General features: G+C 73.0%; 21 protein-coding genes and 1 pseudogene. 15 read left to right on the forward strand and 7 right to left on the reverse strand.

The features are described from left to right. Positions 1-81 precede the first annotated feature (81 nt). The 6 genes from atpA to ACFXOZ_RS02685 all read left to right on the forward strand — a co-directional run bounded on the left by atpA (position 82) and on the right by ACFXOZ_RS02685 (position 5,865). On the forward strand, positions 82-1,656 hold the full coding sequence (gene atpA / locus ACFXOZ_RS02660) for a F0F1 ATP synthase subunit alpha (protein ID WP_375892972.1): 1,575 nt from the start codon (positions 82-84) through the stop codon (positions 1,654-1,656). A 32-nt stretch (positions 1,657-1,688) separates the two neighbouring features. Beyond that, positions 1,689-2,603: a F0F1 ATP synthase subunit gamma gene (locus ACFXOZ_RS02665; protein WP_375892970.1), complete on the forward strand. Its 915-nt coding sequence runs from the start codon at positions 1,689-1,691 to the stop codon at positions 2,601-2,603. 2 nt (positions 2,604-2,605) lie between these two features. Continuing rightward, complete coding sequence (gene atpD / locus ACFXOZ_RS02670) at positions 2,606-4,051, forward strand: F0F1 ATP synthase subunit beta (RefSeq protein WP_375892969.1); 1,446 nt, start codon at positions 2,606-2,608, stop codon at positions 4,049-4,051. 184 nt (positions 4,052-4,235) lie between these two features. Continuing rightward, the gene (locus tag ACFXOZ_RS02675; RefSeq protein WP_375892967.1) at positions 4,236-4,619 is read left to right on the forward strand and encodes a F0F1 ATP synthase subunit epsilon; all 384 of its coding nucleotides are present in this window, start codon (positions 4,236-4,238) and stop codon (positions 4,617-4,619) included. 150 nt (positions 4,620-4,769) lie between these two features. Next, positions 4,770-5,270 (forward strand): DUF2550 domain-containing protein, encoded by a 501-nt coding sequence (locus ACFXOZ_RS02680; RefSeq protein ID WP_030057523.1) that lies wholly within the window; start codon positions 4,770-4,772, stop codon positions 5,268-5,270. A gap of 22 nt (positions 5,271-5,292) precedes the next feature. Then, the gene (locus tag ACFXOZ_RS02685; protein ID WP_360233640.1) at positions 5,293-5,865 is read left to right on the forward strand and encodes a cob(I)yrinic acid a,c-diamide adenosyltransferase; all 573 of its coding nucleotides are present in this window, start codon (positions 5,293-5,295) and stop codon (positions 5,863-5,865) included. A gap of 8 nt (positions 5,866-5,873) precedes the next feature. Here the strand turns inward: ACFXOZ_RS02685 and ACFXOZ_RS02690 are convergent, their stop codons facing one another. Further along, a complete protein-coding gene (locus ACFXOZ_RS02690) occupies positions 5,874-6,479 on the reverse strand; it encodes a hypothetical protein (protein WP_380586788.1) in 606 nt (201 codons plus the stop codon). Positions 6,480-6,628: 149 nt separating this feature from the next. Here ACFXOZ_RS02690 and ACFXOZ_RS02695 point away from each other — a divergent pair, with 149 nt between their 5' ends. From ACFXOZ_RS02695 to ACFXOZ_RS02715, 5 genes are all read left to right on the forward strand, one after another. Then, a complete protein-coding gene (locus ACFXOZ_RS02695; protein ID WP_380586791.1) occupies positions 6,629-7,840 on the forward strand; it encodes a sensor histidine kinase in 1,212 nt (403 codons plus the stop codon). Then, positions 7,837-8,487: a response regulator gene (locus ACFXOZ_RS02700; protein ID WP_375892959.1), complete on the forward strand. Its 651-nt coding sequence runs from the start codon at positions 7,837-7,839 to the stop codon at positions 8,485-8,487. Before ACFXOZ_RS02695 ends, ACFXOZ_RS02700 begins: the two co-directional genes overlap by 4 nt. Positions 8,488-8,665: 178 nt before the next feature. After that, a complete protein-coding gene (locus ACFXOZ_RS02705; RefSeq protein ID WP_380522000.1) occupies positions 8,666-9,535 on the forward strand; it encodes a 3-hydroxyacyl-CoA dehydrogenase family protein in 870 nt (289 codons plus the stop codon). Positions 9,536-9,925: 390 nt separating this feature from the next. Beyond that, positions 9,926-10,243, forward strand: a complete 318-nt coding sequence (locus ACFXOZ_RS02710; protein ID WP_375892956.1) for an STAS domain-containing protein — start codon at positions 9,926-9,928, stop codon at positions 10,241-10,243. A gap of 284 nt (positions 10,244-10,527) precedes the next feature. Continuing rightward, complete coding sequence (locus ACFXOZ_RS02715; protein ID WP_380586793.1) at positions 10,528-12,873, forward strand: ATP-binding protein; 2,346 nt, start codon at positions 10,528-10,530, stop codon at positions 12,871-12,873. Positions 12,874-12,877: 4 nt separating this feature from the next. Here the strand turns inward: ACFXOZ_RS02715 and nucS are convergent, their stop codons facing one another. Further along, positions 12,878-13,537: an endonuclease NucS gene (gene nucS, locus ACFXOZ_RS02720; protein ID WP_188306031.1), complete on the reverse strand. Its 660-nt coding sequence runs from the start codon at positions 13,535-13,537 to the stop codon at positions 12,878-12,880. 481 nt (positions 13,538-14,018) lie between these two features. On the opposite strand from nucS, the gene ACFXOZ_RS02725 reads away from it, so the two are divergent. Further along, complete coding sequence (locus ACFXOZ_RS02725) at positions 14,019-14,411, forward strand: SCO5389 family protein (RefSeq protein ID WP_350504362.1); 393 nt, start codon at positions 14,019-14,021, stop codon at positions 14,409-14,411. Positions 14,412-14,476: 65 nt separating this feature from the next. On the opposite strand, the gene ACFXOZ_RS02730 is transcribed toward ACFXOZ_RS02725, so the two are convergent. Next, complete coding sequence (locus ACFXOZ_RS02730) at positions 14,477-15,784, reverse strand: LLM class flavin-dependent oxidoreductase (protein ID WP_375892953.1); 1,308 nt, start codon at positions 15,782-15,784, stop codon at positions 14,477-14,479. A gap of 230 nt (positions 15,785-16,014) precedes the next feature. On the opposite strand from ACFXOZ_RS02730, the gene ACFXOZ_RS02735 reads away from it, so the two are divergent. Beyond that, positions 16,015-16,338 carry an ATP/GTP-binding protein gene (locus ACFXOZ_RS02735; protein ID WP_375892951.1) on the forward strand — a complete coding sequence of 108 codons (324 nt, stop codon included), beginning with the start codon at positions 16,015-16,017 and terminating at the stop codon, positions 16,336-16,338. A 13-nt stretch (positions 16,339-16,351) separates the two neighbouring features. Here ACFXOZ_RS02735 and ACFXOZ_RS02740 read toward each other — a convergent pair whose 3' ends face one another. Both ACFXOZ_RS02740 and ACFXOZ_RS02745 read right to left on the reverse strand, forming a co-directional pair. Further along, positions 16,352-17,119, reverse strand: coding sequence for an ABC transporter permease subunit (locus tag ACFXOZ_RS02740; RefSeq protein ID WP_380586796.1), 768 nt, complete (start codon positions 17,117-17,119; stop codon positions 16,352-16,354). A 1-nt stretch (position 17,120) separates the two neighbouring features. After that, entirely contained in the window at positions 17,121-18,125 is a 1,005-nt protein-coding gene (locus tag ACFXOZ_RS02745) for an ABC transporter ATP-binding protein (protein ID WP_375892948.1), read from the reverse strand. Positions 18,126-18,217: 92 nt separating this feature from the next. On the opposite strand from ACFXOZ_RS02745, the gene ACFXOZ_RS02750 reads away from it, so the two are divergent. Together ACFXOZ_RS02750 and ACFXOZ_RS02755 are read left to right on the forward strand one after the other, a co-directional pair. Further along, positions 18,218-19,015: an alpha/beta fold hydrolase gene (locus ACFXOZ_RS02750; RefSeq protein WP_375892947.1), complete on the forward strand. Its 798-nt coding sequence runs from the start codon at positions 18,218-18,220 to the stop codon at positions 19,013-19,015. Beyond that, complete coding sequence (locus ACFXOZ_RS02755) at positions 19,012-19,323, forward strand: hypothetical protein (protein ID WP_380521989.1); 312 nt, start codon at positions 19,012-19,014, stop codon at positions 19,321-19,323. Before ACFXOZ_RS02750 ends, ACFXOZ_RS02755 begins: the two co-directional genes overlap by 4 nt. Positions 19,324-19,435: 112 nt before the next feature. Here the strand turns inward: ACFXOZ_RS02755 and ACFXOZ_RS02760 are convergent, their stop codons facing one another. Together ACFXOZ_RS02760 and ACFXOZ_RS02765 are read right to left on the reverse strand one after the other, a co-directional pair. Further along, the gene (locus ACFXOZ_RS02760) at positions 19,436-20,365 is read right to left on the reverse strand and encodes a cellulose-binding protein (protein WP_188306039.1); all 930 of its coding nucleotides are present in this window, start codon (positions 20,363-20,365) and stop codon (positions 19,436-19,438) included. A gap of 117 nt (positions 20,366-20,482) precedes the next feature. Continuing rightward, a pseudogene (locus ACFXOZ_RS02765) lies at positions 20,483-22,653 on the reverse strand (hypothetical protein); the annotation flags it as partial.

Here is a 22,653-nt window from a genome sequence, read left to right on the forward strand (position 1 = left end):
GACCCGGCCGAGAGTCGAGTACTTGCGGCCGGCCCTCAACGGCGGGCCGAGGATCGCAAACTAGGAGAGCAGGGAAGCCTGATGGCGGAGCTTACGATCCGTCCGGAGGAGATCCGGGACGCGCTGGCCGACTTTGTCCAGTCGTACCAGCCGGACGCCGCTTCTGTGGAAGAGGTCGGCACGGTCACTGACGCGGCGGACGGCATCGCGCATGTCGAGGGCCTGCCCTCGGTCATGGCGAACGAGCTGCTGAAGTTCGAGGACGGCACGCTCGGCCTCGCGCTGAACCTCGACACCCGCGAGATCGGTGTCGTCGTCCTCGGTGAGTTCGGCGGTATCGAAGAGGGCCAGACCGTGCGCCGCACCGGCGAGGTCCTCTCGGTTCCGGTCGGCGACGGCTACCTCGGCCGCGTCGTGGACCCGCTGGGCAACCCGATCGACGGCCTCGGCGAGATCGCCGCCAGCGGCCGTCGCGCCCTTGAGCTGCAGGCCCCCGGCGTCATGGCCCGCAAGTCGGTCAAGCAGCCGCTGCAGACCGGTATCAAGGCCATCGACGCGATGACCCCGATCGGCCGTGGCCAGCGTCAGCTGATCATCGGTGACCGCCAGACCGGCAAGACCGCGGTGGCCGTCGACACGATCATCAACCAGCGCGACAACTGGCGCTCGGGCGACCCGGAGAAGCAGGTCCGCTGCATCTACGTCGCCGTGGGCCAGAAGGGCTCCACCATCGCGTCCGTCCGCGGCGCCCTGGAGGAGGCCGGCGCGCTGGAGTACACCACCATCGTGGCCGCTCCCGCGTCCGACCCGGCCGGCTTCAAGTACCTGGCGCCGTACACCGGTTCGGCCATCGGCCAGGAGTGGATGTACGACGGCAAGCACGTCCTGATCATCTTCGACGACCTGTCGAAGCAGGCCGAGGCCTACCGTTCCGTCTCCCTGCTGCTGCGCCGCCCGCCGGGGCGCGAGGCCTACCCGGGTGACGTCTTCTACCTGCACTCCCGCCTGCTGGAGCGCTGCGCGAAGCTGAACGACGCCCTCGGCGGCGGCTCGATGACCGGTCTGCCGATCATCGAGACCAAGGCCAACGACGTCTCGGCGTACATCCCGACCAACGTCATCTCCATCACCGACGGCCAGTGCTTCCTGGAGTCCGACCTGTTCAACGCCGGCATCCGCCCGGCCGTGAACGTCGGCATCTCGGTCTCCCGCGTCGGTGGCTCCGCCCAGATCAAGGCCATGCGCTCGGTCGCCGGCCGTCTGCGCCTGGACCTCGCCCAGTACCGTGAGCTGGAGGCCTTCGCCGGCTTCGGCTCAGACCTGGACGCGGCCTCCAAGGCCCAGCTGGAGCGCGGTGCGCGCATGGTCGAGCTGCTCAAGCAGGGCCAGTACCAGCCGTTCCCGGTCGAGGAGCAGGTCGTCTCCATCTGGGCCGGCACCACCGGCAAGCTGGACGACGTCCCGGTCGCGGAGATCCGCCGCTTCGAGCGCGAGTTCCTCGACTTCGTCCGCCTGCAGCACAAGGACCTGCTCGCCGGCATCGTCGAGACCGGCCTGCTGGCCGACGGCACCGTCGACGCCCTGACCGGCGCGATCGAGTCGTTCAAGCAGGGGTACCAGACCGCCGACGGCAAGCTGCTCTCCGAGCAGGCCTGAGTCCGGTAGCGAGGGAAAGGACGTAACGACCCATGGGAGCACAGCTTCGGGTCTACAAGCGCCGGATCCGCTCTGTCACCGCGACGAAGAAGATCACCAAGGCGATGGAGATGATCTCCGCGGCGCGCATCGGCAAGGCGCAGCGCGCGGTGGCGGCCTCCGCTCCGTACGCCGATGAGCTCACCCGGGCGGTGACGGCGGTGGCCACCCGGTCCAACGCCAAGCACCCGCTCACCACCGAGAACCCGAACGCCACCCGCGCGGCGGTCCTGCTGATCACGGCGGACCGCGGCCTGGCCGGCGGTTACTCGTCCAACGCCATCAAGGCCTCGCTGACGCTCTCCGAGCGCCTGCGCGGCGAGGGCAAGGACGTCGTGACCTACATCGTCGGTCGGAAGGGTCTGTCGTACTACACCTTCCGCAACCTGGCGGTGGGGAACTCGTGGACGGGCTTCTCGGACAAGCCGACCTACGGCGACGCGAAGACGGTGGCGGCCGAGCTGATCGAGGCCTTCACGGCCGAGACCGGCGGCGTGGACGAACTCCACGTGGTCTCGACCGAGTTCGTGTCCATGCTGACGCAGGACGCGGTCGCGGCGCGGCTGCTGCCGCTGAAGCTGGACGAGGTCCAGCTCAGCGACCAGACGCCGGCCAAGTCGGAGATCTTCCCGCTGTACGACTTCGAACCGTCGGCGGAGGGCGTGCTCGACGCGCTGCTGCCGCGGTACGTCGAGAGCCGGATCTACAACGCGCTGCTGCAGTCGGCCGCTTCCGAGCACGCCGCCCGCCGCCGCGCGATGAAGAGCGCGACGGACAATGCCGGCGAGCTCATCAAGTCGCTCACGCGGCTTGCCAACTCGGCCCGTCAGGCCGAGATCACCCAGGAAATCAGCGAGATCGTCGGCGGCGCCAACGCCCTCGCCGACGCTAGCCGCGGGAGCGAATGAGTATGACCACCACTGTTGAGCCGACCACGGCGACGGGCCGCGTCGCGCGGGTCATCGGCCCGGTCGTCGACGTGGAGTTCCCCGTCGACGCGATTCCGGACATGTTCAACGCCCTGCACGTCGAGGTGGACAACCCCGACGGCTCGGGCAAGAAGACCCTCACCCTCGAGGTCGCCCAGCACCTCGGCGACGGCCTGATCCGCGGCATCTCGATGCAGCCGACCGACGGCCTGGTCCGCGGTTCGCAGGTCACCGACACCGGCTCCGCCATCTCGGTGCCGGTCGGCCAGATCACCAAGGGCAAGGTGTTCAACGCCCTCGGTGACGTGCTGAACGTCGACAAGGCGGAGTTCGACAAGCAGGTCGAGGTCCGCTGGCCGATCCACCGCAAGGCCCCCGAGTTCAAGGACCTCGAGTCCAAGACCGAGATGTTCGAGACCGGCATCAAGGTCATCGACCTGCTCACCCCGTACGTCACGGGTGGCAAGATCGGTCTGTTCGGTGGTGCCGGTGTCGGCAAGACCGTTCTGATCCAGGAGATGATCTACCGCGTCGCCGAGAACTTCGGTGGTGTGTCGGTGTTCGCCGGCGTCGGCGAGCGCACCCGTGAGGGCAACGACCTCATCGACGAGATGGTCGACTCGGGCGTCCTGGACAAGACCGCGCTGGTCTTCGGCCAGATGGACGAGCCGCCGGGCACCCGTCTGCGCGTCGCGCTCTCCGCGCTGACCATGGCGGAGTACTTCCGTGACGTCGAGAAGCAGGACGTGCTCCTCTTCATCGACAACATCTTCCGGTTCACCCAGGCCGGTTCCGAGGTGTCGACCCTGCTCGGCCGCATGCCCTCCGCGGTGGGCTACCAGCCGAACCTGGCCGACGAGATGGGCCTCCTCCAGGAGCGCATCACCTCGACCCGCGGTCACTCGATCACCTCGATGCAGGCGATCTACGTCCCCGCGGACGACCTGACCGACCCGGCCCCGGCCACCACCTTCGCCCACCTGGACGCGACGACCGTTCTGTCGCGCCCGATCTCGGAGAAGGGCATCTACCCGGCCGTCGACCCGCTGGACTCCACGTCCCGCATCCTCGACCCGCGGTACATCACGGCGACCCACTACGAGACGGCCGTCCGTATCAAGGGGATCCTGCAGAAGTACAAGGACCTCCAGGACATCATCGCCATCCTCGGTATGGACGAGCTGTCCGAAGAGGACAAGATCACGGTCCACCGTGCCCGTCGCATCGAGCGCTTCCTCTCGCAGAACACCTACGTGGCGAAGCAGTTCACCGGTGTCGAGGGTTCGACCGTGCCGCTGTCGGAGACCATCGAGGCCTTCAACTCGATCGCCGACGGCAAGTACGACTCCGTTCCGGAGCAGGCCTTCTTCATGTGCGGTGGCATCGAGGACCTCGAGAAGAACGCCGCCGAGCTGGCGAAGAAGTAATCGCGGCCGGTAGCAGCTGAGTGACCGTGAGGGGTGGCCCCCGAGCCTGGGGACCACCCCTCGCGGCACATCGGCTGTGATTCCGGTCAAATCCGTGCCGCCGGTTTCATGCCGGAGGCGCGGGGCCGTTATTCTTACCGAAACTCCCGAGTAATCGGGGGTTGCATGAGCCTAGGAGCCCACGTTGGCTGAGCTGCACGTCGAGCTGGTCGCAGCCGACCGCAAGGTGTGGTCCGGTGCGGCCACCATCGTCGTCGCCCGTACGGCCTCCGGTGACACCGGCATCATGCCGGGCCACACCCCGGTGCTGAGCGTGCTGGAGACCGGTCCGGTCACCATCCGCACGGTGGACGGCGGCACCGTCATCGCCGCGGTGCACGGCGGCTTCATCTCCTTCGCCGACAACAAGCTGTCTCTGCTCGCGGAGATCGCCGAGCTGGCGGACGAGATCGATGTCGCGCGTGCCGAGCGCGCGCTGGAGGAGGCCAAGTCCGACCTGGACGCGCACGCCGAGCGTCGCGCCGAGGTCCGGCTGTTCGCGGCGCGCGGCCTCAAGGCCCACGCCTGAGTGTGCCGGACCCCGACTTGGCGGGGTCGACCGACGGTCCCGGGGACGCGCGAGCGTGACCCCGGGACTGTCGTCGTAGTTGGTAGGTCAGCGCGGCCGTCCGGGACGGCCGTGAAACGGGGAACGCGGGTAGCGAGGAGGTAGGTGAGCATGGTCCTCGCGCTTGTGGTGTGTGCGGCGGTCGTGGCGCTGGGAGTGATCGGCCTGATGGCCTTCGCCGTACGCCGCCGCCTGATCCAGCGGGTCGGCGGCACGTTCGACTGCAGTTACCGGCTCAAAATGCCCGCCGACGCCTCGACGCAGCCCGACCTCGACGAGAACGGCAAGCCCACCTCCGCCCCGGTCCCACCGACCGACGGCAAGGGGTGGGTTTTTGGTATCGGCCGGTACAGCGGCGACTCGATCGAGTGGTTCCGGGTCTTCTCGTACGCCCCCCGCCCGCGCAAGGTCCTGCCCCGCCGGGAGATCGAGGTCCTCGGCCGGCGCTACCCGGAGGGCCAGGAGGAGCTGGCGCTGCTCTCCGGCTCGGTGGTGCTGCGCTGCCTGCACAACGGGGCGCCGCTGGAGCTGGCGATGAGCGAGGACGCGCTCACCGGCTTCCTGGCCTGGCTGGAGGCGGCTCCCCCCGGGCAAAGGGTTAACGTCGCCTAACGTGCCCGGCTAGGCTGGCCGCATGGTCAATCTGACGCGCATCTACACCCGTACCGGGGACGACGGCAGCACCGCGCTCGGCGACATGAGCCGGACCACCAAGACCGACCCGCGGCTGATGGCGTACGCCGACGCCAACGAGGCGAACGCGGCGATCGGGGTGGCCCTCGCGGTCGGCGCACTGCCCGAGGACGTCGCGGCCGTGCTCGTCCGGGTCCAGAACGACCTGTTCGACGTCGGCGCCGACCTCTCCACGCCCGTGGTCGAGGACCCGAAGTACCCGCCGCTGCGGGTGCTGCAGTCCTACGTCGACCGGCTGGAGGGGGACTGCGACCACTACCTGGAGCAGGTGGAGAAGCTGCGCAGCTTCATCCTCCCCGGCGGCACCCCCGGCGCCGCCCACCTGCACCTGGCCTGCACGGTCGTGCGGCGGGCCGAGCGCTCGACCTGGGCGGCGATCGACGCGTACGGGGACTCCGTCAACCCGCTGACCGCGAAGTACCTCAACCGGCTGTCCGACCTGCTGTTCATCCTGGCCCGGGTGGCCAACAAGGAGCGCGGCGACGTGCTCTGGGTGCCGGGGGAGAACCGCTAGGGCCTGCCCTAGGAGGCGTCCTGGGACGCCTTCTCCGGGGCGGGCCGCTCGACCACCCGGCCGTCCATCACGGTGACGCCCGCCGGCGCCTCCTTGGGCCAGAGCGAGAAGCAGCCGGCCACGACCACGTTGACCACGGCCGCGATGCCCAGCTTCCAGTACCACTGGGCGAAGGTGCCGAAGTGGGCGGATCCGGCCGACAGCGGGACGAGCAGGCTGATCAGGGCCAGGGTGATCACGGCGGAGACGACCGTCCGGCGGGCGATCCGCCACTCGTGCGCCGTCCGCTCCGGGCCGTACGTGGGCGAGGGCAGCGGCGCGGGGCCGCCGGCGAAGCGGTGCAGGAAGTGCCGGTCGGCCCAGGCGACCAGCGAGGGGCCGTAGCCGACCGAGAAGCCGGCGTAGCTCGCGGCCAGGGCGTGCGTCCAGCCCGCCTGCGCGCCGCCGCGCAGGTTCAGCACGGTGAGGGCGTACAGGGCGAGGTCCACCACCGGCAGGCCGATCAGCAGCACGGTGCTGGTGCGGCGCATCCGCAGCAGGTAGCGGGCGGAGAGGGCGAGGCCGAGCACGATCCACCAGGAGATCTCGGCCGCGACGATGAGGGTGACGATCACTTTCTGCTCCCGGTCGTTCCGACGGTGTCCCCAGCCTCGTGCGCGGGCGCGCTGTTGTCGTCGTCGCCCGGTGCCGTCCGGGCCTGCACCTTTCGATGTAGCGGCCTCCTCCGCGCACCGGAGCCGGGCGGGCCGCCGGGGATGGTGAGATGGGGGGCGTGCTCGTACCCTCCCTCGCCCCGCGCCGGATGGACCGGCTGATCGCCCTGAGCGGGCTGCTCGGCGGCGCGGTGCTGATCGCCTTCAAGGTCTACGACCGGGCGGACCGGCTGCCGCTGTGGGCCGTCACGGCCCCGCTGCTGGTGATGGCGGGGCTGGAACTGGTCCGGCGGACCCGGCCGGTGCTGGCGGTGTCGCTGGGCGGGCTGGCCTTCGCGGGAAGCCTGGTCGCCGGCAGCCTGCTGGCGACCACGATCATGTACACCGACCTGCTGTACGCGGCGGTGCTCTACGGCACCGGCCGGATGTCGCGGGTGCTGCACCTGACCGGCGGCGCGACCGTGCTGGTGCTCTCCAGCCTGGTCTGGTACGTCGCCGGGACCTCGGCCGGGCTGCTGGTCGTGGTGGTCGCCTCGCTGGTGTTCCTGGCGCCGGTGTGGACCGGGGACCTGGTGCGCAAGCACCGGGAGCAGGCGGAGAACGAGCGGCTGCGGGCCGAACAGACCGCGCTGCTCTCGGAGATGGACCGGCGCGAGGCGGTCGTCGCCGAACGCGCCCGGATGGCGCGGGAGTTGCACGACGTGGTGGCCAACCACCTGTCGGCGATCGCGATCCACGCCACCGGCGCCCAGTCGGCCGCCCGGCGGCGGCGATTGCCGGAGGGCGATCCGCTGGTCGAGGTGCTGGCGGTGATCCGGGAGAACAGCGTCCAGGGGTTGGCCGAAATGCGCCGCATGATCGGGCTGCTCCGGGACAGCGGCGGGGGAGAGGCCGACGAGTCGTACGCGGCCCCCGACCTCGCCGCGGTGGACGCCCTGCTGGAGGGGGCCCGGGCCGCCGGGCAGGACGTCGGACTGGACTTCGAGCTGACCGAGAGCGGCGAGCGCGGCGACCTCCCGGTGCCGGTCGGGCTGGCCGCCTACCGGATCGTGCAGGAGTCGCTGACCAACGCGCTCAAGCACGCCGGGCCCGGACTGGTCGCACTGCGGCTGGAGTTCGGCCCGGACGCGCTGCGGATCGCGGTCGACAGCCCGTACCGCGGCGGGCCGGGCCGCGAACTGCCCGGCGCCCGGGCCGGGCTGGTGGGGATGTCGGAGCGGGCCGCGCTGCTCGGCGGCAGCTTCGAGGCCGGGCCGCGGGACGGGTACTGGAGGGTGCGTGCGGAGCTGCCGCGCGGCCGGGAGAGCGGGGGGCGGGCATGACGATCCGGGTACTGGTGGCCGAGGACCAGGCGGCGGTGCGGGCGGCGCTGGTGATGATCCTGCGGGCCGAGCCCGGGTTCGAGGTGGTCGGGCAGGCCGCCGACGGGCAGGAGGCCGTCCGGCTGGCCCTGGAGCTGCGCCCCGACGTGGTGCTGATGGACGTGCAGATGCCCCGGCTGGACGGCGTCTCGGCGACCCGCCAGGTGGTGGACGCCGGCGCGGCCCAGGTGCTGGTGCTGACCACCTTCGACCTGGACGAGTACGTCTACGGCGCGCTGCGGGCCGGCGCGGCGGGCTTCCTGCTCAAGGACCTGGAGGCGGACACCCTGGTCGAGGGGATCCGCACGGTGGCGCGCGGGGACGGCATGCTCGCGCCCTCGGTGACCAGGCGGCTGATCGGCACCTTCGCCCGCCCCGGGCGGCCGGTCGGACCGGAGGCCCGGACGGCGGTGACGGGCCTGACCGCGCGTGAGCGGGAGGTGCTGGCCTGTCTCGGGGCGGGGATGTCCAACGGGGAGATCGCGCTCCGGCTGGAGATGGCGGAGGCGACCACCAAGACCCACGTCAGCCGGATCCTGGCGAAGCTGGGGCTGCGCAGCCGGGTGCAGGCGGCGATCCTCGCCCAGGACCTCGGTCTGACCATCTGACGACCATCCTGGTCGGGTGACCAGGTCGGTTGCAGATCACACTCCCGATTGCTATGGCACGGGCGATCTGGGCATTAGAGTCCCCGCCAGAGCAATGCGGCTCCTTGGCGGCGACCCCTGCCCTGAGCCGCCTTCAGGGCCCGCCCGCAGGGCGGCGACGGCGTCGGGAGACCCAGCCATGAGCAATGCGTCCAGCAAGCAGATCGCCGTGATCGGTGCCGGCCTGATGGGCGCCGGCATCGCCCAGGTGTCCGCGCAGGCCGGCCACCCGGTGGTGCTGCGGGACGTGACCGAGGAGGCGCTGCAGCGGGGTCTGGCCGGCATCCGCGCCTCGTACGAGAAGTTCGTCTCGAAGGGCAAGTTGAGCGCCGAGGACGCCGAGGCCGCGCTGGGCCGGATCACCACCACCACCGACCTGGGCGCCGTCGCCGAGGCCGACATCGTGGTCGAGGCCGTGTTCGAGAACCTGGAGGTCAAGGAGGGCGTCTTCCGCGAGTTGGACAAGCTCGCCAAGGACGGCGCCGTCCTCGCCTCCAACACCTCCGCCATCCCGATCACCCGGATCGCCGCCGTCACCCGGCGGCCGGAGTCGGTCGTCGGCGTCCACTTCTTCTCGCCCGTCCCGATGATGAAGCTGGTCGAGCTGGTCCGCGGCTACAAGACCAGCGACGAGACGCTGGCCGCCGCCCGCGCGTACGCCGAGGGCGTCGGCAAGGACGTCGTGGTGGTCAACCGCGACGTGGCGGGCTTCATCACCACCCGCCTGATCACCGCGCTGGTCGTCGAGGCCGCCAAGCTGTACGAGTCGGGCGTCGCCACCGCCGAGGACATCGACACCGCCTGCCGCCTCGGCTTCGGCCACGCGATGGGCCCGCTGCAGACCGCCGACCTGACCGGCGTCGACATCCTGCTGCACGCCGCCCACAACATCTACACCGAGACCAAGGACGAGAAGTTCGCCGCCCCGGAGATCATGGCCCGCATGGTCACGGCCGGTGACCTCGGCCGCAAGAGCGGCCGCGGCTTCTACCCGTACGAGGGCAAGTGAGCCCGCGGGACTGAGCGAACGCCCTGGTGGGCCGTGCGATCGGGGCATCGTACGGCCCGCCGTACCGGGCCGGGTGAGTTTCCTCACGCCCGGTGCCGCAGACGGGTGATTTGGGCGGTAATCGAGCGTAGGTGTGGAGAGTTCCTGCGTATATTCCCTCGGACGAGTGAAGTTGCTTCAGATCAGGGCGGAAACCAGCAACCTGCGGCGCTGCTCCACCGTCAGATGAGGGAACCCGGCACTCCGACCGGGGCCGGGCGCGAGCCGAGCCGTCGCAGGCGTTCCGCCCGGGCCCTCCCACTCCGATCCAGGGGCCGTCCCGCCTCCCGGTCCGTCCCGGCCGGGGCCGGACCCGCCCCGCACCAGACCACCCAGGCGAAGGAGGAGAGCATGCGCATCACCGGCGACCACACGGCGCTGGCCATCGAAGGCCGCCTCGACGTGCGCACCGCCGCCGACGCGCGGGCCCGGCTGCACCAGGCCGTGGACGGCGGCCTCGGCGACCTCGTGCTCGACCTCGGCCGGCTGGAGTTCTGGGACGCCACCGGCCTCGGCGTGATCATGGGCACCCACCGGCGGGCCGGCCGGATCGGCCGCCGGCTCGTGCTGCGGGCCGTCCCCGCCCAGCTCCAGCGGCTGCTGGTGGCCACCAAGTTGCACCGCATCCTCGCCGTCGACGGCGGGATCCCCGAGGTCCAGGCCTCCTGACGCCCGTTCCGGGGGCGTACGGAGCGGCTCGCGGAACATGCCGCACGCCCGTTCGCGCGCCCCTCGGGCCGCCCTCCTGACCGGGCCGGGCCCGACCGGCGCCTCCGGCCTTCACCTTCCCCGCACCGGGACCGCACTGCACGGCCGGGCCCGGATGTGCGAGAGTCTGCCCGTCAGATGACGGCCGCCCGGGGCCGGCTGCCCACAGCCCGCCCGCGGCCGCGACCGAGACGTGTGCCGGCCGGCGCGGGGCGCCGGCGGCCGAACACGATGCGGAGCAGAACGTGGCACAGCCATCCGGGGAGTTCCGGCAGGAGGCCGCCCGCACCCGCGGCGGCGAACTGGTCTCCGGCGGCCTGCTGGTCGGCGTCGGCGCCCCGGACGGCTCCGAGGCCCGGCCCTGTCCGGAGGAGTGGCGGCCCCGCCCGCGCCGGATCGAACGCAGCGAGCCCGCCCGCGGCCCGGTCGGCGGCGTCGGCCGGGCGGTCGGCCCGCTCGCCCTCGGCGCCGGCCCCACCGACCTGCCGCTGCTCGACCGCGAGGCCGACATCGCCGAACTCCTCGGCCTGCTCGCCGAGGGCCGCTCGATACGCCTGGTCGGCCAGGCCGGCTCGGGCCGCAGCACCCTGCTGTCGGCCGTCGCCGCGGCCGCCGCCGACCTCGCCCCCGGCGGCGTCGTCCAGCTCTGCGGCCACCGCCGCACCGCCGCCGACCTGCTCCAGGACCTCTTCGCGGCCACCCACCACGCCCCCGGCTACCGCCCCGACCCGGGCCAACTGGCCGCCCACCTCGCCGGGGTCGGCGCGGTCGTCGTGATCGACGAGGCCGAGCCCGCCGGGGACGACCTGGAGGAGCTGCTCGCCGCCGCCCCCGGTTGCGCCTTCCTGATCTCGGTCGCCCCCGGCGGCCCGGTGCTGCCCGCCGACTCCCGGCTGCGCGACCACCTCGTCCCCGGCCTCTCCCGGCCCGCCTGTCTGGCCCTCACCGCCCGGCTCGCCGGGCGGCCGCTGGACGTGGCCGAGAAGGCCTGGGCGGTCGACCTCTGGTTCGAGTCCGAGGGCCTGCCGCTGCGCTTCGTCCAGGCCGCCGCGCTGCTGCGCCAGCGGGACGTCTCGGTGGACGCGCTGGTCGCCGCCGAGGAGGACCGGCGGGACGTCTTCGGCGCGGTCGAGGAGCCCGCCCACGACCCCGACCCGGCGATCCGGGAGAACGCGCTGCGGCGCACCGTGCCGCTGCCCTCGGTCGCCGAGACCGCCTCGCCCGCCGTCCGGCTCGCCGAAGGGCTCGGCGAGGCCGCGCAGGCCGTGCTGCGGCTGGCCGTCGCGCTCGGCGGCGAGTGCCCCACCGCGCCGCACCTGCCCGCGCTGATCGACGTCGGCCAGGGCGAGAGCGCGCTGGCCGAACTCGCCGACGCCGGGCTCGCGGTGTCCATCGGCGGGCACCACCGGCTGACCGCCGGGGCGCTCGACCTGCTCGCCCCGCACTGGCCGGCCCGCGGCTGCGTGGACGGCGCCGCCCAGCACTTCGCCTGGTGGGTCGGGCACAGCTCGGTGTCGCTGGCGCAGATCGCCGCCGAGGCCGAGGTGCTGATCGGCGTGCTGCTCGCGGACCGGACGGCGGGGCGGCACGAGGCGGTCGTCCGACTGGCCCGGGCCGCCGCCCCCGCACTGGCGCTGGCGCTGCGCTGGGGCGCCTGGGAGCGGGTCCTCCAGCTCGGCCTGGAGGCGGCCCGGCGGACCGGTTCGACGGTCGACCAGGCCTGGTTCCACCACGAGGCGGGCGTGCTCGCGATCTGCCTGCGGCAGCCCTCCCGGGCGATCGCCGAACTGGAGACCGCCCTGACCCTGCGGGCCACCGCGGGGGAGCCGCGCGGGGTGGCCGCCGCGGGCCGGATGATCGACCTGCTGCGCGCCGACGGCCGTCAGCTGCCGGCCGCCGCGACCCCGGCGGCGTCGGGCCGCGGACCGGTGATCCGGAAGATCGCCGCCCGGGTGCCGGCCGGCCTCAAGGCCCGGGCCCGGGCCGGGCGGCGGCGCAAGGTGGTGGTGGCCTCCGCGGCCCTGCTCACCTTCGGGGTGCTCGGCACGGCGGTGGCGATGAGCCTCGCCGGGCCCGAGGAGCACCAGGGGAAGGACCCGCACGCTCAGCTGGACCAGGTCGGGGACACCGGCAACGCGCCGGTGCCGGCGCCGTCCCCCGACGCCTCCCCGGGCACGGCCGGGACGGGCGGCACCGAGCCGGGTGCCCCGGCGGGGACGGCGGCCGGTACGGAGCCCTCGGCGAGCGGCAGTGCCTCGCACGCGCCGAGCGCCACGCCGTCGAAGCGGTCGAGCGCCTCGCCGGGGGCCACCGGGTCGGCGGCCCCGCAGCAGTCGCAGCAGCCCGGCCCGGGACAGCCGCAGCCGTCGGAGCAGCCGCCGGGGCAGAAGCCCGGCGGGTCGGGCGGGGGCGGCAACGGCGGGGGCAACGGCGGCGGTGGTCAGACCGGCGGCGGCACCGGTGGCGGGAGCGGCAACTCGCCGTCGCCGAGCCAGCCGACCGGCTCGGCGACGCCGACCGCACCCGCGACGACCCCGGCCGTGCCGACCGGTCCGGCCACCCCGTCCCCGACGGGGACGAAGTCCCCGTGACCGGTCAGAACAGCTTGAGCTTGTCGTCGTCGATGCCGCGCAGCTCGTCGTAGTCCAGCACCACGCAGCCGATGCCCCGGTCGGTGGCCAGGACGCGGGCCTGGGGCTTGATCTCCTGTGCGGCGAAGACGCCCTTGACCGGGGCCAACAGCGGGTCCCGGTTGAGGAGTTCGAGGTAGCGGGTGAGCTGTTCGACGCCGTCGATCTCGCCGCGCCGCTTGATCTCGACGGCGACGGTGGCGCCGTCGGCGTCGCGGCAGAGGATGTCGACCGGGCCGATCGCGGTCGGGTACTCGCGGCGGATCAGCGACCAGCCGCTGCCGAGCACCTCCATCCGGTCGGCGAGCAGCTCCTGGAGGTGCGCCTCGACGCCGTCCTTGATCAGGCCGGGGTCCACCCCGAGTTCGTGGGAGGAGTCGTGCAACACCTCCTCCAGCGTGATGATGAGCTTCTCGCCGGCCTTGTTCACCACCGTCCAGACCCCGTCGGCCTCCTTGAGGGCGCACGGCGGGGACATCCAGTTGAGCGGCTTGTAGGCGCGGTCGTCGGCGTGGATGCTGACGCTGCCGTCGGCCTTGACCAGGATGAGCCTGGTGGCGGAGGGCAGATGGGCGGAGAGCCGACCGGCATAGTCGACTGAGCAGCGGGCAATTACGAGACGCACGGTCGACCACGCTAGCCCACCGGGGCCAGTTGATGCGATTCCGAGACGACCGGGTGAAGAAAGCGCGAACCCCGCGAACATGGAGGTTCGGCGGACCCGCCGCCGCTCGCCGCGCTCTGGCGTACGCCCCCCGGGGTCGCTACGGTGTGTGACGCTACGGATGCGGGGTCGCTGTCAACGGGGACGGAGACTTCAGATGAACGATCCGACGGGATCAGGCCAATCTGGTGCACCACGGCGTATTTCCGGAGCAATCCGCAGGAACGACCGGCCTGCTCCGCCGTTGACTGCCACGCTGTTCTGACGCGGTCGGTGTTCAGGACGTCACGTCCCGTGGCGCCGCCGCCTTCGCAACAGGTGCCGGAAACCCCGGTCCGACGGTGTTCCGGACACCTCCTGCGATTTCGCCCACCCTCACTGTGAGCTTGGACTACGCATGACCACCCGGGCGCCGCGCGGGTGGACCGCGAGAGGAGAATCCATGTCGCTCGACGTCTCACCGGCCCTGCTGGAAAAGGCCGAGCGGGGCGAGGTCGACGAGCGGGAATTCGTCGACTGCGTCCGCGTCTCGCTGCCGTACGCCTGGGACCTGATCAGCTCGCTGGTCGCCCAGGCGAAGGTCGACGGTACCGACTTCGCCGACAACCAGGTGCCGCCGCCCAGCGAGCAGGCCCGCGGCCAGCTGCTGCGCGCCCTGGCCAGCGATGCCATCCGGGGCGCCCTGCAGCGCCACTTCGGTGTCCGGCTGGCCTTCCAGAACTGTCACCGGGTGGCGGTGTTCGTGCCGTCGGAGGCCAACGAGGCGCGGTACGACCGCTTCACCTCCGTCCGGGAGCAGCTGCTCAACCAGTCCGAGGAGCTGCGGGACTGCTGATCCGGCCGGAGCCGGCCGCCCCCGTCCCCCGGTGCGGGGGGAGGGGCGGCGGTCCGGGCCGGCGGTCAGCCCAGCTGCGGCAGCACCTCGGAGCCGAGCCGGGCGATGTTGTGCAGGGTCGCCTCGCGGTCGCCGCTGCCCTCCGCGAGCAGGGCGAAGCGGCGGATGCCGGTGCGCTCGGCGGTGGCCAGCAGCCGGTCGGCGCACTGCTTCGGGGTGCCCACCGCGTGCAGGTCGCAGAGCAGTTCGGTGTACTGGTGCGGGTCGCGCATCTTGCGTTCGCGGCCGTCCACGGTGCGGTGGGCGCCGAGCCCGTACTCGAACCAGCCGGGCATCGCGTTCAGCAGGGTGGCCCGGGCGGCCGAGGTGCGGTCGTCCACCTGGGCCACGCCCGCCGCGACGTGCTGGCGGGTCACCCGGCGGAGCTGCTCCTCGCCGCGCCCGGCGGCCAGCCAGGCGGTGCGGTAGAGCTCCAGCATCCGCACCTTGTCCTCGTCGCCGGAGTGCATGCCGAGCAGCATCGGCAGGCCGCGCTCGGCGGCCAGCCGCACCCCGCCCGGGGAGGTGCAGGCGACCACCACCGGCGGGCCGGCCACCGGCCGTCCGGTGCGGTCGCGTTCCTCGGCGAGGCCGTCGGCGTCCTGGCGCTGGCGGGGGAAGCGCACCGGGCCGGTCGGCTCGTCCAGGCCGAGCCAGCTGCCCAGGCCCGGCCGGCGCACCGGCTCGGTGGCCCGCGGCACCACCGCGACCTCGGGGAAGGAGAACTGCGGTCCGTCCGCGCCGACCCGGGAGCCGCGCAGCCAGCGCAGCAGCAGGTCCAGCCGCTCCGGGAAGCCGTTCTCGAAGGCGTCCACGCCGCTGCCGAACACGTCCAGGTCGATCCACGGCCCGCCGCGGCCCACCCCGAGCGTGAAGCGCCCGCCGGAGGTGAGGTGCAGCAGCGCGGCCTGCTCGCCGAGCGCCACCGGGTGGCTGGTGGAGAGCACGCTGACGGCGGTGCCGATGCCGATCCGGCGGGTGCGGCCGAGCAGCAGCGCGGCGAGGGTGGCGGCGTCCGGGCAGACCCCGTACGGGACGAAGTGGTGCTCGGCCAGCCAGACGCTGTCCAGGCCCGCGCGTTCCGCCTCGACGGTGGCCCGGACGGTGCGCTCCAGCACCTCGCCGTGGCTCTGCCCGGGGAACTGCGCGGACAGCAGGAACGCGCCGACCCGTACCGGGGCGGTGTCGGGCGGCAGTGCGCCGGTGCGCTGGGCGGCGGTCAGCGGTTCGCCGGTGACGGCCAGCGGCGGTACGCAGGTGAGCGCCGGACCCGGGGCGGGTGGGCGCACGCCGACGGGTCGGCGGGTCTCGGCGCGCGGGCTGGTCTTGGTCATCCTGGGGGCCTCCTCGGGTGCACGCAGGGTCTGCGGGCCCCGCCTGTCCACTCGTGGGTATCCGATGTCATGTGCCAATGGCACGCGGAACCCCGAATTTCCCCGATGATCGGGTGGATCTCGGCAAAAACCCCGGACGGGTCGGCCGAAGCCGTGATAGGGGCCAATAAAAGGGTTTGACACCCGTAGGCTGGAGCGACTTCGAGCCCCCGGAAGAGAGGCAGTCCGCCGTGCCCCGCCGCAACCGGATCAACAGCGCCGCCGACCGCGAGAACGCCGAACCGGCCGCCGCCCCGCTGGGCGGATCGTTGCGCCGCACCGAGAACTACCAGGGTGACGACTGGGTGGTGCAGACGGTCGCCGGGACGTCGGGACGGTTCTACCGCTGCCCGGGCTGCGACCAGGAGATCCCGCCCGGGGTGGGCCACGTGGTGGCCTGGCCGATGCACGGCGCCGGGGTGGACGACCGGCGGCACTGGCACCGGGCGTGCTGGGGAGCGCGGGAGCGCCGGGCCTCCAACGTGCTGCGGGGCCGCGGCGCTCCGCGCCACTGAGTCCGCCGGGCCGTCACGCGTCCCGGTTCTTGAGCACCAGCGCGCCGCCGATCAGCGCGGCCGCGGTCCAGGCCAGGCAGATCGTGAAGCCCGCCCACGGCCCGTACGGCTGGCCGTTCTGCTCGTACACCAGCAGCATCCGCGAGCCGGCGTAGTCGGGGAAGTAGTGGGCCAGGGTCTTGACCTTCGGCACCGCCGAGAGGATCGGCGAGAGCAGGAAGAAGAACGGCACCAGCACGCCCAGGGCGAGCGTCTGGTTGTGCAGCATGGCGGTGACGCCGGCCGAGAACAGGCAGAGCATCGTCAGGTAGAGCGCGGCGCCGAGCACCGCGCGCAGCACGTTCGGCTCGCCCAGGGCGGTGGAGTGCGGGCCGAGCAGCGCCTGGCCGACGAAGAAGGTGACGAAGGCGGTCACCAGCGAGACCGCCAGGGCCAGCCCGCCCAGCACCGTCGCCTTCCCGGCCAGCAGGGTGCCGCGCTGGGGGACGGCGGCCAGGGTGACCCGGATCATGCCGCTGCTGTACTCGTTGCCGATCGCCAGCACCCCGAAGACGATGATGGCCAGCTCGCCGAGCATGATGCCGGAGAAGGCCGTGCCGGTGGCGTCGAACGGGGTCTCCTCGTGGCGTCTGAACTCGGTGAAGTTGTTGTTGGTGAGCAGGGACAGCAGCGCGCCGATGCCGACGGTGACCACGAAGGCCAGCGCGAGGGTCCAGACGGTGGAGCGGACGCTGCGGATCTTCGTCCACTCGGAGCGCAGGATCGCCGGGAAGGACGTCATCTCAGTTCTCCTCCTGCTGCGCCGCCGCGGTCGGCGCCGCGCCGTCCGTCTGCCAGCCCGCGCCCCAGGTGCCGGGCGCGCCGGCGGCGTCCCGGCCGGGGCCGTCGCCCGCGTGGTACTCCACCGAGTCCGCCGTCATCTGCATGAACGCCTCCTCCAACGAGGCCTGCTGGGGGCTGAGTTCGTGCAGCACCACGCCGTGCGCGGAGACCAGTTCGCCGAGCCGGGCGATGTCGCCGTCGACCACCTCGTAGGAGCCGTCGGGGCCCGGTTCGTGCCGCAGTCCGGCCCCGGCCAGGACGTCGAGCAGGCGCTCGGGCTGCGGGGTGCGCAGCCGGACGGCGGAGCGGGAGTTGCGCCGGATGAACTCCGGCATCGGCAGGTCGGCGAGCAGCCGGCCCCTGCCGATGACCACCAGGTGGTCGGCGGTGACGGCCATCTCGCTCATCAGGTGGGAGGAGACGAAGACGGTCCGGCCCTCGCCGGCCAGGCGCTTCATCAGGTTGCGGATCCAGAGGATGCCCTCCGGGTCGAGGCCGTTGACCGGCTCGTCGAACATGACGATCTCCGGGTCGCCGAGCAGGGCGGAGGCGATGCCCAGGCGCTGGCCCATGCCGAGGGAGAAGCCGCGGGCGCGTTTGCGGGCGACCGGGGTGAGGCCGACCAGGGCGAGCACCTCGTCCACCCGGCCGGCCGGGATCCGGTTGCTCTGGGCGAGCCAGAGCAGGTGGTCGCGGGCGGTGCGGCCGGGGTGGACGGCCTTGGCCTCCAGCAGGGCGCCGATGTACTTGAGCGGCTCGCTGAGTTGCCCGTAGCGCTTGCCGTCGAGGGTGACCCGGCCGCTGGTGGGGCGGTCCAGGTCGAGGATCATGCGCATGGTGGTGGACTTGCCCGCGCCGTTGGGGCCGAGGAAGCCGGTGACCACTCCCTGCGGGACCGAGAAGCTGAGCCGGTCCACCGCGAGCGTCTTGCCGTAACGTTTCGTCAGGTCGTGCAACTCGATCATTGGCGCTCCCTTGCTCTCTGGCAGGCTAGGACAAAGCGGATATCGCGGCCCGCTGAGTGGGCCCGTCGGGCGTGCCGCAATACGGTGGCTGCATGAGTCAGCTCCCCTCCGCAGTGTCCGTCCGCGAGAGCGGTACCGGAACACCCCTCGTGCTGCTGCACGCCTTTCCGTTGAACGCCTCGATGTGGTCCGCCCAGCTGGACGCGCTGCCCGGACTGACCGGGGACGAGGCCCGGGTGCTCGCCCCCGACCAGCGGGGTTTCGGCGGGACCGAGCTGGGCGCCGACGAACCCTCGCTGGACCTCGTCGCCGACGACCTGGCGCTGCTGCTGGACGCGGCCGGGATCGACCGCGCGGTGGTCGGCGGGCTCTCCATGGGCGGCTACGTGGCGCTCGCCTTCGCCCGCCGCCACCCGGACCGGCTGTCCGGCCTGCTGCTGGCCAACACCCGCGCCACCGCGGACCGGGACGCCACCCGGGCCGACCGGGAGCGGATCGCCGCCGCCGTGACCGCCCGGGGCAGCGTCCAGCTGCTGCTGGACGAGCGGGTCGCGGCCGGGCAGCTCGGGCCCGACTCCCAGCACCTGGTGGAGCGGGTGCAGGCGATGGTGGCCGCCGCGCCGCCCGCCTCCGTCGCCTGGGCCCAGCGGGCCATGGCGGCCCGTCCTGACTCCCTGGAGGTGCTGGCCGGGCTCCGGGTGCCGGTGACGTTCCTCGCGGGCGCCCTGGACGCCCTGGTGGCGCCCGAGGAGGCCGAACTGATGCACCGGGCCCGCCCGGACGCCGAGCTGACCGTCGTCCCCGGGGTGGGCCACCTGAGCGCCCTGGAGTCCCCGGGCGCGTTCGACGCGGCCGCGCGCCGGCTGCTCGCCCGGGCGGCCGCCGGATGAGCCCGGACGAGCAGGGCTGGGACTTCTCCGCGCTGGAGGTCACCGGCCGGATGCCGGTGACCAACCGCGGCGAGGGGCTGGTGGAGCTGACCCTGGAGCCGCTGGGCGAGGACTACTGGTTGCGCCCCGGCGAGACCTTCATCGTCACCTCGTACGGCGACTACGGGTCCGGGCACCCCTTCGAGGTGCAGTACTGGCCCGACTCGGTGTCGGTCTGGTGCACCTCCTGGTACGGCACCGTGTCGGACGACGAGGGCAACCAGCTCAGCAGCGGGTACCAGCGGCCGGACGGGGCCTACCCCCGGTAAATGCCCCCGAGGTGGTGACAGCCGCACGCGCGACAGGCCCTCACCCGGGCGGGTGAGGGCCTGTCGTACGACCGCGTCGGCGGCTGTGCCGGCGACTGAGTCAGCGGCTGCGTCAGCGCGACTGCTGGGCGGGCACGCCCATGGTGTCGTCGTTCGGCAGCGAGGCGGCGGCCACGGCCGCGCCGGTCAGCGTCGCCAGCATCTCGCGGACGTTGGTCAGCTGGGCGTTGATGCTGTCGCGACGGTTGGTCAGCGCCGCCAGCTCGCGCTCCGATTCGCTGCGGATGCGGTCCGCCTTGGCGTTGGCGTCCGCCACGATGTCCTCGGACTGGCGCTGGGCCGTCTCGACGGTCTGGCGGGCCCGGCGCTCGGCGTCGGTGCGCAGCTTCTCGGCCTCCAGGCGCAGCTGCTCGGCCCGGTGCTCGATCTCGGCCAGGCGCTTCTCGGCCTTGGCCTGACGGGCGGCCAGGTCGCGCTCGGACTGCTCGCGGCGCTTGGCCAGGTTCGTCTCGAACTCCAGCGCGGCCTGGGCGGCCTTGGTGCGGGTCTCCTCGAAGAGGGCGTCCGCCTCCTCACGCTTGTTCTGGGCGTCCTTGTTGGCCTCGGCGCGCAGCTGGGCGGAGTCGCTCTTCGCCTTGTCGACGATCCGCAGCCCCTCGTCCTCCGCCTTGGCCTTGCGGTCCTTGGCGTAGTTCTCGGCCTCGGTGCGGACCTGCTGGGCGGCGGCCTCGGCCAGCTCGCGGTGCTGCTCGGAAGCGCGGTGCGCCTCGTCGCGCAGGTCCTTGGCCTCCTCCTCGGCGAGCCGCAGGATCTTCTCGACCCGGGCGCCGAGACCGGCGTAGGAGGGCTCCTGCTCGGCGACCGCCGCCTGGGCGGTCTGGGTTTCGAGGTGGAGCTCCTCGATGCGCTTCTCCAGTGCACTGATCCGGGTCAAGGCACTGTCACGGTCGGCCACCAGCTTGGTGATCCGCTCGTCGACCTGGGCGCGCTCGTACCCACGGCGTACCAGGTCGAAGCCGTGAGGGGAGTGACTGTCGCTCATGGGACTCTGGGCTTCCTGTCGTCAAACCGCTGAGGTGGTTGAGGGAATCCTGACACGGTACCGGAGTGTCGACGGCGAAATGCCGTTGTCTCACGGACAATGACCGTCAATGTCCGCTCAATCGGGTGGTGCGTTCTTGGAACGATTGCCACCCGACCGGGGGGAGCCAACTCCGGCACCGGCCTTGGCGCCCCCGTCCTTCTTGGTGTTGCTTCCCCCGTTGACCTGGGCGACCGGTGTCGGTGCCTCGAACGCCTCCAGCGCCGAGAGCACGTCCTGGACCCTGGAGATCTCGGTGTTGATGTCCTTGCGGCGGCGCACCAGTTCGTCCAGCTCGCGCCGGCCCTCGCCGGTGACCCGCTCGGCCTCGGCCTTCGCCTCGGCGATCAGCCGCTCGGCCTCCGCCTTCGCCAGCTCGATCTGCTCGTCCGCGGTGCGGTCGGCGTCGCGCAGCCGCTTCTCCGCCTCGGCGGCCGCGCCGTCGAGGCGCTCCTCGGCCTCCGTCTCGGCCGCGCGCAGCTTCGCCTCGGACTTCTCGATCAGCGACTCGGCCCGGTCGGTGGAGTTGGCGAGCTTGGTCTCCGCCTCCTTGAGCAGGCCCTCGGCCTTGCGGACGGCGGACAGCCGGACCTTGCTGGCCTCCGCGGAGGCCTCCGAGGTGAGCTCGGACGCCCGGTCCTCGGCGGCCGCGACCAGGGCGGCGGCGCGGTCCTCGGCCTCGGCGACGGTGGCCACCGCCTGCTCCTCGGCCTCGGTCAGCTGCTCCTGGGCGGCCGTCACCAGCGCGTCCACCCGCTCGCCGGCCGACTTCATGGCCGCCGCGTTCTCCTTGCGGGCCCGCTCGTGCAGCGCCTCCACCTCGGCGTCGGTGCGCTCGCGCAGCTCCTCGGCGCGCTCGCGGATCGCGGTGGCGTCCCGGCGGGCCTCGGCGAGCAGCACGTCGGCGTCGGAGCGGCCCTTCTCGACCTCGGCCTGACCGGCCGCCTCGCCGGCCGCGACCAGCCGGTCGGCCTCCTTGCGGGCGGCCGCGACCATCGCGTCCGCCTGCTCCTCGGCGGCGGCCGTGGTGGCCAGCGCGGTGGTCTGGGCGTCCTCGCCGAGCGACTCGGCGTCGGCGAAGGCCTTCTCCAGCACGGACTTGGCGCGGTCCCGGGTGGCCTTGTCGAACTGCTCGGCGGCCTCCCGGGTCTGCGCGTCGTAGGCGTCGGCGCGGGCGTGGGTGGAGGCGTCGTACTCGTCGGCCAGGGTGCGGGTGGCGAGCGCGTACTCCTCGGCCTCGGCGCGCAGCCCGGCGGCCAGCTCCTCGGCGTCGGCGATCGCCCGCCGGCCCTGGGCGTCGGCCTCGGCGACCGTACGGACGGCCTGCGCCTCGGAGTCGGCGCGCAGCTGCTCGGCGGCCTCCTGGGCGGCCCGCAGTTCGGCGTCGGCCTCGGCGCGCAGCTGCTCGTCGTAGGCCTGGGCCTCGGCCCGCTGCCGGCCGAGCTCGGCCTCGGCGGCCTCGCGCTCGGCGGTGAGCTCCAGCTCGGTCCGCTCGCGCAGGGCGGTGGTCTCGGCCTCGGTCCGGGCGCGCAGCTCGGCCGTTTCGAGGTCGGCGAGCTCGCGCTGCTCGGCGGTCTCGCGGTCGGCGAGCTCGCGCACCTCGACGGCGTACCGGTCGGCGGCCTCGCGCTGCTCGGCGGTCTCGCGGTCGGCGAGCTCGCGCACCTCGGCGGCGTACCGGTCGGCGGCCTCGCGCTGCTCGGCGGTCTCGCGGTCGGCGAGCTCGCGCACCTCGGCGGCGTCCTGCTCGGCCCGCTCGCGGGTGTCCGCGGCGTCCTGCTCGGCGGTGGCCCGCAGCGCGGCGATCTGCTCGGCGGCGGCCTCGTGCAGGCCGGCCACCGACTGGCGGACCTCGGCGGCCTCGTCCTCGGCGGTGGAGACCAGCTCGGCGCCCTCGGCCCGGGCGGCGGCCACCACGTCCTGGCCGTCGGCGCGCGCCTGCTCCAGCTCGGCGGCGGCCTCGGCGCGGATGGCGTCGGCGGTGGCGCGGGCCTCGGACAGCTCCCGGCCGGCCTCGGCCCGGACGGTCTCGGCCTGCTCGTCGGCCAGCGCCAGTTCGGCGGCGGCCTTCTCGCGGGTGGCCTTGGCGTCCTGGGCGGCCTCGGCCCGGCGCTGCTCGGCGGCGGCGCCGGCCTGCTCCAGCAGCTCGTCGGCCTCGGTGCGGTGGTCGGCGGCGTACTGCTCGGCCTCGGTGCGCAGGTCGGTGGCGTGCTGTTCGGCTTCGGTGCGGACGCGGTCGGCGTAGGCCC

Origin of the sequence: Kitasatospora sp. NPDC059160, from assembly GCF_042755465.1 — a bacterium.
Lineage (GTDB): Bacteria > Actinomycetota > Actinomycetes > Streptomycetales > Streptomycetaceae > Kitasatospora.

Bases quoted from the DNA above. Each gene is read 5' to 3' on its own strand.
- atpA (WP_375892972.1), top strand. From the start codon at position 82: ATGGCGGAGCTTACGATCCGTCCGGAGGAGATCCGGGACGCGCTGGCC.
- ACFXOZ_RS02665 (WP_375892970.1), top strand. From the start codon at position 1,689: ATGGGAGCACAGCTTCGGGTCTACAAGCGCCGGATCCGCTCTGTCACC.
- atpD (WP_375892969.1), top strand. From the start codon at position 2,606: ATGACCACCACTGTTGAGCCGACCACGGCGACGGGCCGCGTCGCGCGG.
- ACFXOZ_RS02680 (WP_030057523.1), top strand. From the start codon at position 4,770: ATGGTCCTCGCGCTTGTGGTGTGTGCGGCGGTCGTGGCGCTGGGAGTG.
- ACFXOZ_RS02685 (WP_360233640.1), top strand. From the start codon at position 5,293: ATGGTCAATCTGACGCGCATCTACACCCGTACCGGGGACGACGGCAGC.
- ACFXOZ_RS02695 (WP_380586791.1), top strand. From the start codon at position 6,629: ATGGGGGGCGTGCTCGTACCCTCCCTCGCCCCGCGCCGGATGGACCGG.
- ACFXOZ_RS02700 (WP_375892959.1), top strand. From the start codon at position 7,837: ATGACGATCCGGGTACTGGTGGCCGAGGACCAGGCGGCGGTGCGGGCG.
- ACFXOZ_RS02705 (WP_380522000.1), top strand. From the start codon at position 8,666: ATGAGCAATGCGTCCAGCAAGCAGATCGCCGTGATCGGTGCCGGCCTG.
- ACFXOZ_RS02710 (WP_375892956.1), top strand. From the start codon at position 9,926: ATGCGCATCACCGGCGACCACACGGCGCTGGCCATCGAAGGCCGCCTC.
- ACFXOZ_RS02725 (WP_350504362.1), top strand. From the start codon at position 14,019: ATGTCGCTCGACGTCTCACCGGCCCTGCTGGAAAAGGCCGAGCGGGGC.
- ACFXOZ_RS02730 (WP_375892953.1), bottom strand. From the start codon at position 15,784: ATGACCAAGACCAGCCCGCGCGCCGAGACCCGCCGACCCGTCGGCGTG.
- ACFXOZ_RS02740 (WP_380586796.1), bottom strand. From the start codon at position 17,119: ATGACGTCCTTCCCGGCGATCCTGCGCTCCGAGTGGACGAAGATCCGC.
- ACFXOZ_RS02745 (WP_375892948.1), bottom strand. From the start codon at position 18,125: ATGATCGAGTTGCACGACCTGACGAAACGTTACGGCAAGACGCTCGCG.
- ACFXOZ_RS02750 (WP_375892947.1), top strand. From the start codon at position 18,218: ATGAGTCAGCTCCCCTCCGCAGTGTCCGTCCGCGAGAGCGGTACCGGA.
- ACFXOZ_RS02755 (WP_380521989.1), top strand. From the start codon at position 19,012: ATGAGCCCGGACGAGCAGGGCTGGGACTTCTCCGCGCTGGAGGTCACC.
- ACFXOZ_RS02760 (WP_188306039.1), bottom strand. From the start codon at position 20,365: ATGAGCGACAGTCACTCCCCTCACGGCTTCGACCTGGTACGCCGTGGG.